The 12,264-nt window shown below is 57.0% G+C and carries 10 protein-coding genes; 5 read left to right on the forward strand and 5 right to left on the reverse strand.

What is annotated here, in order from left to right; all coding sequences use genetic code 11:
* Positions 1-126: 126 nt before the first annotated feature.
* From ACIOJF_RS10440 to ACIOJF_RS10455, 4 genes are all read left to right on the forward strand, one after another.
* A complete protein-coding gene (locus ACIOJF_RS10440) occupies positions 127-1,053 on the forward strand; it encodes a carbohydrate ABC transporter permease (protein ID WP_105656291.1) in 927 nt (308 codons plus the stop codon).
* Between the two features lie 52 nt (positions 1,054-1,105).
* Positions 1,106-2,026, forward strand: coding sequence for a carbohydrate ABC transporter permease (locus ACIOJF_RS10445; RefSeq protein WP_402741618.1), 921 nt, complete (start codon positions 1,106-1,108; stop codon positions 2,024-2,026).
* Positions 2,027-2,122: 96 nt separating this feature from the next.
* Entirely contained in the window at positions 2,123-3,478 is a 1,356-nt protein-coding gene (locus tag ACIOJF_RS10450; RefSeq protein WP_365943756.1) for a Gfo/Idh/MocA family oxidoreductase, read from the forward strand.
* Between the two features lie 8 nt (positions 3,479-3,486).
* Positions 3,487-4,395 carry an NAD-dependent epimerase/dehydratase family protein gene (locus ACIOJF_RS10455; RefSeq protein WP_402473561.1) on the forward strand — a complete coding sequence of 303 codons (909 nt, stop codon included), beginning with the start codon at positions 3,487-3,489 and terminating at the stop codon, positions 4,393-4,395.
* A gap of 75 nt (positions 4,396-4,470) precedes the next feature.
* On the opposite strand, the gene ACIOJF_RS10460 is transcribed toward ACIOJF_RS10455, so the two are convergent.
* The 5 genes from ACIOJF_RS10460 to ACIOJF_RS10480 are packed head-to-tail and all read right to left on the reverse strand — an operon-like array spanning position 4,471 to position 11,019.
* A complete protein-coding gene (locus ACIOJF_RS10460; RefSeq protein WP_402741619.1) occupies positions 4,471-5,565 on the reverse strand; it encodes a M24 family metallopeptidase in 1,095 nt (364 codons plus the stop codon).
* Between the two features lie 2 nt (positions 5,566-5,567).
* Positions 5,568-7,697, reverse strand: coding sequence for a DUF6807 family protein (locus ACIOJF_RS10465; protein WP_402741620.1), 2,130 nt, complete (start codon positions 7,695-7,697; stop codon positions 5,568-5,570).
* A 30-nt stretch (positions 7,698-7,727) separates the two neighbouring features.
* Entirely contained in the window at positions 7,728-8,636 is a 909-nt protein-coding gene (locus tag ACIOJF_RS10470) for a sugar phosphate isomerase/epimerase (protein WP_105661980.1), read from the reverse strand.
* The gene (locus tag ACIOJF_RS10475; RefSeq protein WP_402741645.1) at positions 8,633-9,871 is read right to left on the reverse strand and encodes a dihydrodipicolinate synthase family protein; all 1,239 of its coding nucleotides are present in this window, start codon (positions 9,869-9,871) and stop codon (positions 8,633-8,635) included. The genes ACIOJF_RS10470 and ACIOJF_RS10475 overlap by 4 nt, the downstream gene beginning before the upstream one ends.
* Positions 9,872-9,882: 11 nt before the next feature.
* Positions 9,883-11,019 carry a Gfo/Idh/MocA family protein gene (locus tag ACIOJF_RS10480; RefSeq protein ID WP_402741646.1) on the reverse strand — a complete coding sequence of 379 codons (1,137 nt, stop codon included), beginning with the start codon at positions 11,017-11,019 and terminating at the stop codon, positions 9,883-9,885.
* Positions 11,020-11,193: 174 nt separating this feature from the next.
* On the opposite strand from ACIOJF_RS10480, the gene ACIOJF_RS10485 reads away from it, so the two are divergent.
* Entirely contained in the window at positions 11,194-12,213 is a 1,020-nt protein-coding gene (locus tag ACIOJF_RS10485; RefSeq protein WP_359185465.1) for a LacI family DNA-binding transcriptional regulator, read from the forward strand.
* Positions 12,214-12,264: the final 51 nt, after the last annotated feature.

Here is a 12,264-nt window from a genome sequence, read left to right on the forward strand (position 1 = left end):
TGGAAAGCGCATTCCTGAAGTCGATTTCGAATCATCTTCACCAAGCGCTTCTAGCAAGGAGTCACTCATGTCGGTCCCGATTCGTAAGGGCTGCCTTCGCGTTTCGTCGAAAGGAGGTAGTGGTCAATGAGCGCCATTGCCGAACTGCAGAACCTCAGCAAGAACAATGGCCGCAAAGTCCCTCCCAAGGACAACAAGGCAGCGCATATCTTCCTCATTCCGTGGACGATCGGGTTATTCCTTATCACCCTGGGGCCCATGGCCATGTCGCTGTATCTTGCGTTTACGGACTACAACCTTTTGCAGGCTCCGTCCTTTTCAGGGTTTGAGAACATTGAACGGATGCTCGACGACCAGCGGCTGCATAATTCATTGCGGGTCACGTTCACCTACGTTTTGATCGGTGTTCCGTTGCAGCTGGCAGTGGCCCTCGCCGTAGCAATCTTGCTTGACCGGGGAATGCGCGGGCTCTCTTTTTACCGCTCAATTTTCTACCTGCCTTCCATGCTGGGTTCCTCAGTTGCAATCGCAGTGCTGTGGAAGCAGATTTTCGGTACCACCGGCCTGGTGAATCAGCTCTTGGAATTGGTCGGTATCCAAGGCATTGGATGGATCTCCGATCCAAACACGTCACTTGGAAGCCTGATCTTGCTCAACGTGTGGACCTTCGGCTCACCGATGGTGATCTTCCTTGCAGGTCTGCGTCAAGTTCCCATGATGTATTACGAAGCAGCCTCCATTGATGGGGCGAGCAAATGGCGGCAGTTCCTGAGTATCACGTTGCCGATGATTAGCCCCATTATTTTCTTCAACCTGGTCCTGCAGATCATTGGGGCCTTCCAGAACTTCACTCAAGCTTTCATCGTGTCCAATGGATCGGGCGGTCCTGCCGATTCCACCATGTTCTTCACGCTCTACCTGTACCAGCAAGGATTCAAACAGTTCGATATGGGTTATGCCTCAGCCATGGCATGGCTCCTGGTGCTCATAGTTGGTGCATTTACCGCTGTGAACTTCTTCGTTTCTAAGTATTGGGTGTTTTACGATGACTAATCAAACTTCACTTCCAGATTCGCAAGTACGCGGTGGGTCACCGCAAGAACTCGTGCTTGATGAGGAAGAACTTCTCGGAAAAAAGCCGCCGGTTGGCGGTACTGATGAACGAGGCAAGACCGTAAAGGGTAAGAGCCCGAAGTTCAAGGTTTCAATGCGCTCATTGCTAAAGCATGCGCTGCTGATCCTGGGTGCCGGAGTCATGATCTATCCATTGCTGTGGATGGTAGCTAGCTCCTTCCGCCCGAACGACCTGATCTTCCGCGAGGCCGGTTTGGTTATTTCCCAGGTGGACTGGAATAACTACCCCAGCGGTTGGAACGCGCTGTCTGAACCTTTCAGCAAGTACTTGATGAACTCTGCGATTTTGGTTTTGGGATGCATCCTTGGCAACTTGGTGTCCTGCTCCATGGCGGCATACGCATTTGCCAGGCTTGACTTCAAGTTCAAGAAGATTATGTTCGCGCTGATGCTGATGACCATCATGCTGCCGATCCACGTGATTATCGTTCCGCAGTACATCATGTTTTCTCAGATCGGCTGGGTCAATACCTTCTGGCCAATCATCGTTCCGAAACTGCTTGCCACGGACGGGTTCTTCATCTTCCTGATGATCCAATTCATCCGAGGAATCCCTAAGGATATGGATGAAGCAGCCCGAATCGATGGCGCCGGCCATCCACGGATCTTCCTGCAGATCATCCTGCCGCTTATGGTTCCAGCCTTGGCAACTACGGCAATCTTCACGTTCATCTGGACCTGGAGCGACTTCTTTACCTCACTGATCTACCTCACCAACCCGAGTAATTACACCGTGCAAGTTGCGCTCAACGCATTCATAGACTCCACCGGAGAATCCAACTGGGGCGCACTGTTCGCAATGTCGATCGTCACGTTGGTCCCTGTATTCCTTGCCTTCCTCTTCGGGCAGAAATACCTGGTCAAGGGCATCGCAACTACTGGTATCAAATAGCAGGAATATGCCACTGGCCTAGGACAACAGCGCTAGGCCAGTGGCCTCGACCGATACCAGACACAAGCGCCAGAAACTTATCGTAGGAGAAACCGCATGGGAAGCTCATCACGCACCAGCTACGTACTGATCGGCACAGGGAACCGATGCGAAATGTACCTGACTGCTATCTTCGGTGAACATAGCGACGTCGCTGAACTTGTCGCATTGGCAGATACCAACCAGGGGCGAATCGAGTACTACCAAGACGTAGTTGAACAGACCTTCGGCGAGAAGGTCGGGTCCTTTGACCCGCAAGACTTGGCCAAAGTCATTCGAGAACGCCACATTGACCGGGTAATCATCACGAGCCCGGACTACACGCATGCTGAGCTGATCTGCACCGCTCTGTATGCCGGCGCCGACGTGATAGTTGAGAAACCACTTACAATTGATGCGCCGAGCACCGCTCGTATAGCTCGGGCGGTGGAAGAAAGCGGCCATCAAATCGTGGTCACGTTTAACTACCGTTATTCTCCTCGGAATACAGCCCTGAAGAAGGCCATCGACGATGGGAAAATCGGCCAAGTCACATCCGTGGACTTCAACTGGATGCTGGATACCGTTCACGGAGCAGACTACTTTCGCCGATGGCATCGACTCAAGGAAAACTCTGGCGGCTTGCTAATCCATAAGTCCAGCCATCATTTCGATCTGGTCAATTGGTGGCTCGACGATTCACCGCAGAAGGTCTTTGCAACAGGAGGGCTGAAGTTCTACGGGCCCGACAACGCAGAGTTCAGGGGCCGCCAAGCCAACGAACGCGGTACCCACGGGCTAAGCGATAAGGATCCGTTTGATTTGGATCTTCGCAGCGATGAGCGGTTGGAAAAGCTCTATCTAGAGAACGAACACTTTGATGGGTACCGCCGAGACCAGGGAGTCTTCAATGGCGAGATCACCATCGAAGACAATTTGAGCCTGACTGCTGAGTATCAAAACGGACCGGTGCTTTCATATTCCCTGAACGCGCACAGCCCATGGGAAGGATACCGGGTTGCGGTGAACGGGACGGAAGGACGCCTGGAACTGGACGTTGTCGAACGGGCAGCAGTACTGCCCGCGGCCGGCGGGCATCCGGTGGATCCTTCATATAGCAATGATGGCCAGAGCGGCAATGCCAGGTCGAAAGGCGAGAGATTGCTTTTGCAGCGGCATTGGGAAGAAGCAGTGGAGATTCAGATCGAAAACTCGAATGGATCGCATGGTGGCGGCGACAAGCTCCTGCTCGAAGAGCTCTTCCGCGGAGCCAACGAGGATGGATATGCGCGGCAAGCCGGATTCATCGACGGTGTGCGCGCCATTGCTGTCGGGATTTGCGGAAATCAATCGCTGGAAACCAGGCAGCTCGTGGACGTCGGGAGTGCTGGCCTGGGCGTGGACATTTCGTTTCAACCGAAGGTCAAGGTGTAAACGGAGCCATGGGTGAAAAAGTCGTCATCACCGGGGGAGCAGGGCGTTTAGGCCGTGCCGTGCTCGCGGGGTTTTCCCACGCAGGGCATGAAGTGATCTCTCTTGACAGGCAGATTCCGCAAGAACCTCTCGATGGCGTGGAGTATCACTGCATCGATCTGATGGATGCGAAGGCTACGCATGCGCTATTCGAGCAGCTTGCTCCGCAAGCGGTGGTGTCCCTCGCGGCAATGGCTGTTCCTTTCATGGCCCCGGAAGAGGTGCTTCTGCACACGAACGCGACCATTGCCCATAACGTCACCTCGGCGGCAGTGGAGGCCGGTGCTACCAGGGTCGTGCTGGCATCCAGCCCATCAATAATGGGCTATGGTTCTCCGGGCGGATGGGTGCCGGAGAAGCTGCCTCTTGATGAAAACGAAGTTCCCAAGCCATGGCATGCTTATGGGCTTTCCAAATTCGTAGCCGAGCAGATTGCCGCCATGTTCGCAGCGAAAATGGGACCGGCAAGTTCGGTGAAGTTCGCTTCCTTCAGGCCCTGCTATGTGATCGCAGAGGAAGAGTGGGCCGGCGCTCCAACGCAGCAGGGACACACTGTTGCTGAGCGCCTACAAGATCCTCGCTTGTCAGCGCCTGCGCTATTCAATTACGTTGATGCGCGGGACGTGGCAGATTTCCTGCTGGTACTGCTTGAACGGTTTGACCGCGTAGAGAATGGCTCGGTGTTCTTCGTTGGTGCAAAGGATGCCATGGCAACGCGTCCGCTCGCAGAGCTGATCCCAGAGATTTATCCGGAGCTCGAGGACGTCGCAGCGGGACTCACCACGGATAGCCCTGCCTTCAGTATCCAGAAAGCGCGAGATGTCCTTGGCTGGGAACCGAAACGCAGCTGGCGCTCGGAATTGAAGGCCACCGTATAAAAGGCATCGGTACATAAAATTATTGGCTGGGAAACCTCAAAAGGATTTCCCAGCCAATAATTGTTTAGGGTGCGCTTAGCGTTGAAGTACTGCTGGCCGTGGCAAACCGTTAACCAGGTTTGAGGGCCAGAGCGGATCGAAGGTGAGAACCTCAAAATCCCCGGACTCGGTCAGCAGCATGGTGTCCTCAACTTTGAACGCCAGACCATCGCGTGCTGCACTGGGATTGAACGCAAAAGCCTGGTTCAAATGGAAGAGATCAGTTGCTCCTGGGGTGAGCCGGGGATCTCGTCCGTTGTAGCCGGCAATGCCGCCTTGATGATGCAACGACCATTCCCCGGCATCGAAACCATGCTCCGGGTAGGATCCCTGGATGACGGGCAATAATTCACCGAGAACGCCGCCAGGGCGAATTGCCGCAAGGATATCTGCCTCGACAGCCAGGATGTCGTCTTCTCCAGAGAGTTCCTGAGGCGTCGGCGCACCGAATCGCACCCACCTGGTGATGTTGGCAATGAGCCCATGACGTCTTACGCACAGCACTGCCATGGCTTTGCCTCCGAGCGGGGCCGCGGTGGGCAGGGGGTGCCGGGCTGTGGCACGTGAATCGCCGCTGACCAAGGCAACGAGCACTTCGCCTCCTTGGGCGACGGCTCCAGCTGTCAGCTTGGCTGCCACGTCGAACTCGGAATCATCGCTACGGGCGGCCGACAGCACTTGGGTCATGAGCGCAGCCGTGTCGCGGCAAAGAGCGCGATACCTATTAATCTCAGTTTCATTGAGTGCTGAGCGAAGGGCTCGCAAATCGGACTCGATTTCCCGCTCGCTGAGGATCTTTTGTCCGCTCGCCGCTGGAAACCATTCTCGAACATTGTCGAGATCCTGGTACCAGGCGGTGACATGCACCGAAATTTGTTCCACGTTGCCGAGCTCTTCTCGCTGGATCCGTGCAGCTTCACTCACGGACGTTGCAAGCTCGCACCCCTGGGCATGAACCAGAACCCTGGCAATGGGTGGTGCCGCAAGAGATACGTGCGTGCGGGCACCGCCCAAGAGCCAGGCAAGCGAAGCGGGGGTTGAGAGAAGCAGATACTGCCCATCGCGGCTTCTGATGAGCTCGACCAGTTGGGTATGCTTCTTTGCGTATTCATGAGTGGCGGTGGTGGGCACAATCAGCCTTCCTTGGAACCTGAACCGTATCTTCGGGCTAGCAGGGCCACGGTCTGCACCGGGACCCTCCCATCAACCACGAGTACTCGAACTTGGCGGGTTATCGCTTCCTGAGGGTCCAGCACAACCGGTGTAGACCAGGCCAGCGAACTGCCGACACCCGGATATCCGGAACTGCGAACAAACCATGGGTCATCATGCTCACTGCAGAAAATGATGGTGGCATCCCCGTGGCCTTCAGCAAGATCAGCCAGAGCCACCGAGTCCGAGGAGAACGTAGCACTGAAGGCGAGCCATGGACTGTGCACACCGTGGACTTGCGATTCCCCGGAAGCCGATGGGGTAAAAATCTGTGGATCAGCGATTGGCGGCAGACGCCAGAAGAAACCTCCGTAGCCGCCGTTGTGACGGCCGTTGGTACCCGGAGAGCCAAGCGACACCTGGCGTTCGCGCGCCGAGAGCCTGAAACTGAAATCCAGGCTCCAGCCGGTGATGGCGCTTTCATGGTCCTCAAATGCATTGAGCTCAATCGAACGGTACTCATCGAGCAGGATTTCCTGTTCGTGGCTGACCCATTCGAGCTGCGAATCCAAAGCGCTGCCATTGCGGGCGAACGCATTGGACGCTGTGCGGATATGTCCATGGTCCGCGCGCCATATGTAGCGTGAGGCGTCGCGGGTGTAGGTGCGCCCACCCCAGAAATTGGTCCCGTTCACATCTTGCAATGCAACCCCGACACCTAGATGCCAGGTGTGGTCAAGCGGTTGCTGCTCACTGACCACAACTCCGTTGAAGGTCTTCAGGTTATCCAAGAAGGGACGCGGTGAATTGGTGCGGGAAATATCTTCTCCCGTCCTCAACTCCGCAAGGGTGCGCTGTTTCCCCGTTGCGGGATTGATCAGCGACAACGAGCCACTGGTTTTCGCTGGCAAGGCCCAAGGCGCTCCGAGCGAAGAGAAACTGGACTGCGCCGCCACCGCCCGGTCGATGAATCGTTCGATGTTCGGTATCACTGGGTGGAAATCTGCTCCATCCCCGGCAGGGATAACCTGCTCTTCTGCGATCTGAGTTGGAGCATCCGAGGTCCGTATCTGCTCGACGACGCGCATGAAAGCACCGGCCGACGCCAAAGAGCTCAAGAGTTCAGTTTCGCTGCCGTTGCGCACCTCGACGAGGTTCTCGAGAAGGTTGACTCGTCCGAAAACTTCAGAAGATTCTGGAAGTCCCAAGTCCGGGTTGGGTCGAACCAGCAGCTCATCACGGGTGTAGTACAACGTTGCGGTGCCCTCGGTGCCATAGATGGTGATCCATGGATCCTGCTGTTCACTGGCGCAAACGGTCAGCGCGGCAATGACGGGGATTCCGGTGCTCGTTTGCACGCGCACCACGGAGGTATCGTCTGCTTCGATGCTGTGCGCGTGATACAGCTCGGTGGCAAGATGGGCGACGTCCTGGGCTTTGCGCGCTCCGGCGATGTGCAAGGCGCTGGCGACCGCGTGGGCCAGGGGATTGGTCACTACACCGTCGGCAATCTCGACGCCGTCGAGTTTTCGATGTCCTGCCCAAGGCGAACGTGCATAGTAGCCCGTGGTGCGGAGCCAATTTCCACTGGCACCCACCGCACGAAGGGCCCCGATGGGAGAGTTCTTCGCGTTATCGGCGAAGAACCCATCTATGGTTTTCAAGGCTGTCGAGCCAAGGGCCTGGAACCCTACTTGCACGTGGGCGCCAGCATCGGCCGCGGCTTGCAGCAGGCGTGAATACTGATCCAGGGTCGCTGTCGGCGGTTTTTCGAGGTAGAGATCTGCACCTGTACGCAAGGCCTCCATCGCAAGGTCGGCATGCGTACTGATCGGCGTTGAAATAATGATGATGTCCGGGGTTAATCCGGAGCTGAGGAAAGCATCAAAGTCGGCGAACACGTGCGTGTCCTTGCCGCGAATCTCTTTCCCGGGATCGACCGGATCGATGCCGGCAAGGAACGTGATTTTCTCCTCGGCTGCGAGTCGATGGATATTTGCCAAATGCTGGCGTCCGAATCCGTTCAGACCAATCAGCACCACCGCAAGAGCAGTTGGCGCTGCCAGGGCACTAGTCGTTGCAGATCCCGCTGCGGTGGCTTGCTGATTCATCGTGTTCCTTCAGAGATATTCGAATTCAGATCAGTTTAATGCGCTGGCCGGCTGAACGCCCGCAGCTTGCTCAAGGTGGGGCAATACGAGAGTTTCGTAGCGCTGGGACATGGTTGCCAAGGTCAGCGCGGAATCCTGCTGGTTGATCTCGTCATTGAAGATTTCGACTTCAACTGGACCTCGGTATCCGGCCTGTGACACCCATCGGGAAATCGCCGAGAAATCGATATGGCCGTCGCCCATCATGCCTCTGGATTGCAGCGCATTGCTGGCAATCGGAAGATTGAAATCACAGATCTGGTAGCTGGCCAGGCGATGCTCAAGGCCTGCCCGCTGGATCTGCTGCTGCAATTGCGGATCCCAGAACACATGGAAGGTGTCAACAACAACGCCTACGGCCTTGGTCGGATAAGGACTGGCCAAGTCCAGGGCCTGTCCGAGCGTGGAAAGCACTGCTCGGTCGGCGGCATACATTGGATGCAACGGTTCTAGCACCAGCCGAACGCCGTGTTCCAGGGCGATGGGAACCAGCTCTTCCAAGCCGCGCGCGACGCGATCGCGAGCCGCGACAATGTTCTTGTCTGCTGGATCTCCGGTGCCGCCCAGAATATGCGCGGCCGACGGCAAGCCGCCCACGACCATGATCAATTCATTGGCGCCGATGACGGCAGCTTCCTCGATGGCCTGCCGGTTCGATGCCAGCGCGGCAGCTTGGGCTTCGGCAGAAGGTGCAGTGAGAAAGCCGCCACGGCACAAGGTGCTGGCTTTGAGCCCTGCCCCAGCGATGATCTGGGCTGCTGGCCCAGCGCCACCGGCCTCGGCAAGCAAATGCCGCCACGGACCAATATGGCTCAGGCCCGCCTGCGCTGCAGCTTCGGCGGCTTCGTGGAGGCTGAGATTCGGGGTAGTGCCGGTATTAAGCGATAGTTCGAATGTCATGACACACCTGTCAGGGACGAAGTTGTAGTTTTGATTCCAGAAATTGCCACGAGCTGTTCCATTCGCTCAGCAGCCAGATCAGGGTTTTGCAACAGGCCAGCGCCATCAGCGAGAACGAATGTGCGCACCAAATGCGGCAGGGAACGTCCGGCGTGCAGCCCGCCGATCATCTGGAAACCGCTTTGGTGCCCATTGAGCCACGAAAGGAAGGCAATCCCGGTCTTGTAGTAGAACGTTGGGGCGCTGAAAATATGCAATCCCAGCTCTCTGGTGGAGTCCAGGATCTTCCGGCCGCGTTCTGCGTCGCCTGCATCGAAAGCCTGCAGGGCCGTTGACGCAGCGGGATAGATGGCGGCGAAAATTCCCAGCAACGCATCGGAATGCAGTTGCCCGTCACCGTGGATCAGCTCGGGATAGTTGAAATCGTCGCCAGTGTAGAGGCGCACTCCAGCTGGCAATGCGGCACGAAGCTGCTTCTCATGCTCGGCATTGAGCAAAGAGACTTTGACGCCGTCGATTTTCGACGCATGCTGCTCCAGAATGGACTGGAAAACCCCGGTGGCTTCTGCCAAATCCGGTGTTCCCCAGTAGCCGCTCAACTGTGGATCGAACATGTCGCCAAGCCAATGCAGGATCACTGGCTGCTTGGCAGCATCGAGCAAAGTCGCATACACGTCCAGATAATCCTGCGAGGTGCGCGCAGCCTTGACCAGGGCCCGGGAGCACATCAAGATCGCCTTCGAACCTGAATCTTCAACAAGGCGCAGCATCTCCAAATAAGCGTTGGTGACTTCAGCCAGCTGGCCCGGCTGGACAGTGTCTGCCGACAGCTGGTCCGTGCCGACACCGCAGGCGAGAATATCCCTGACGGTGAGCCCGGCCAAGGCCGGGTAGCTGTTCTTCTGGAGAACCCCGGCCGCTTCGATCGCCGATCGCCTGATCAACTCGCAGGTAGCCGCGTAGTCCAGCCCCATGCCTCGCTGCGCCGTATCCATCGCATCGGCGACACCCAGCCCGTAGGACCATAGCTCGTGCCGGTAGGCCAGCGTCGCATCCCAATCGATGCTTGCCGGTGCGCCAGGCGTATTGTCTGCTCCCATGAGGGGGATGACATGGGCTGCGGCATAGGCCTTGCGCGAGGAAAGCGGGGCAGACGGCCGCTGGAATTCTCCGGGGCCTTTCAACCGATAGGAAAAGTTCTGCCCGTTTTCGTCAATGAGTGTCAATTCGGGCAAGGATGCGTAGCTCATAGCGTGATCTCCGGGATATCGAGGGTGCGTCGTTCGGTGGCTGACTGCAATCCCAGGGCCGCCAGCTGGACACCGCGAGCGGCCGAAAGCAGGCCATACTGGTGTTCGCGTCCCGCTGCGACGTCGGCCAAGAAATCTTCCCACTGCAGCTTGAAGCCGTTATCCAGGTCGGCATTGGCGGGAACTTCCATCCACTGGTCGCGGAACGACTCAGTGACTGGCAAATCGGGGTTCCAAACAGGCTTCGGAGTGTGGGCGCGTTGCTGGGCAACGCACTTGTTCAATCCCGCGACGGCGGAACCGTGGGTGCCGTCGATCTGGAATTCCACCAGTTCATCGCGGTAGACGCGCACTGCCCACGAGGAGTTGATCTGCGCAATTGCTGCATCGCCGGAAGGAGTTTCGAGTTCGAAGATGCCGTAGGCCGCATCATCTGCGGTGGCTTCGTAGGCTTCGCCTCGTTCGTCCCAGCGGGTAGGGATGTGGGTTGCCGTGGTCGAGGTGACGGACTTGACCTTGCCGATGATTCCTTCAAGGACGTAGTTCCAGTGGCAGTACATGTCGGTGGTCATCGATCCGCCGTCCGCAAGACGGTAGTTCCAGGAAGGCCGCTGCGCTTCCTGGATGTCTCCCTCGAATACCCAGTAGCCGAACTCGCCGCGCATTGAGAGAATGCGTCCGAAGAAGCCTTCGTCGACCAAACGGCGTAACTTCACCAGGCCGGGCAAGTAGAGCTTGTCGTGCACGACGCCGGCGGTAATTCCCTTGGCCTGTGCCTGGCGGGCGAGATCCACGGCCTCTTCGAGGGTTTCAGCGGTCGGTTTCTCGGTGAAGATATGCTTGCCTGCCCCGATGGCTTTCGACAGCGTTTCGTAACGCAAGGAAGTCATGGACGCGTCGAAAATGATGTCGACACTCGGGTCGTCAATCAGGGAGTCAAGATCGGTGCTGTAGTGCTCAACCTGGTGCTTCTGCGCAAGTTCGCGCAGCTTCGCTTCGTTACGTCCAACGAGGATCGGTTCAACGGTCAGCTTCGAACCGTCCCCGAGAGTGATTCCTCCCTGGTCTCGGATAGGAAGGATTGAACGCAGCAAGTGCTGGCGGTATCCCATGCGGCCGGTGATGCCGTTCATGGCGATGCGTAGAACTTTTGTTTCTGTCACTGGGGTCTCCTCGAAACGGGGAATGCGTAAGGGAATAGAATGGGAATGCGCTTTCCACGATAGTGAGGTGTAATTGGAGTGTCAACCATCACGTTCGCGAAAGATAAGCTTGTGCCAAGTTGCAGAGAATGATAAGGATTTCAGATGGCTGTTCGACTAACTGATGTGGCTAATGAAGCCGGAGTTTCCCTGGCGACCGCTTCGCGAGTGCTCAATGGGTCAGCGCGCAAGCCGGCTGTGGAAATCTCGGATAAAGTGCGTGCTGCGGCTGAAAAGCTCGGATACTTCCCCAATGCCCAAGCGCAAGCGCTTGCCAGATCCACCACGAAGCTGATCGGCTTGGTGGTCAGGGACATAGCCGACCCCTACTTCTCTACCATCGCCCGGGGAGTGCAGCGCTCTCTTGGTGATAGCGGTGTCCAGCTGCTTTTGGCCAGCACGGAGTACGATCCCGAGCGGGAAATCGAAGCCGTTCAGGCATTCATGTCGCAACGGACGGACGCTATCATCCTGTCGGGATCGCGCAGTTTGGGCGAGAATGGGCAGTTGCTGAAACTGATCGAGAATTATCAGGAAAACGGTGGCCAGGTCATGATTATCGGCCAGCCTATGACCGATATGGGCGGCATACAAATCGACAACGAGGCAACTGCCGAGCATCTGGCGGCCGAGCTGATCAGTGCCGGCCACCGCAGGTTTGTCGTATTGGCAGGGGAAGCGAATCTGCTGACATCGAGGGACCGTTCCAACGGGTTCCTGGAGAAGCTGAAGCGCAGTGGCCTGGATGCAGAGGAAGTTATCAGCGGTCCCTTCTCGCGCGAGGGGGCCTATGTTGCAATGAGCGACTACCTCAAGCAGCAGAAGTCGGCAGGCGGTGTCCATCGGGTGTGCGTGTTCTGCGTTTCGGATGTCATGGCCCTGGGTGCCATTCGGGCGATTCGCGAAAACCGCTTGCGTATTCCCGAAGATATCGCTGTGGTGGGATTCGATGACATCCCGACCCTTATCGACATTACGCCCACGGTCAGCACTGCTCGACTTCCTCTGGAAGAAATCGGAAAATGGGCTGGTGAGATGGCGCTGAACCATGGCGAACTGCGGAAGATTGTGGTTTCCGGTGTGCCGGTCCTGCGCGAGTCCACGCAGCTGGCTGACGGCCAGTAGTGATGTTCATTGGGAATCGTGCCATGCGAAAACTAACTGACTTGATTCCCG

It is taken from the genome of Glutamicibacter sp. NPDC087831 (assembly GCF_044742845.1).
Classification (GTDB): domain Bacteria; phylum Actinomycetota; class Actinomycetes; order Actinomycetales; family Micrococcaceae; genus Glutamicibacter.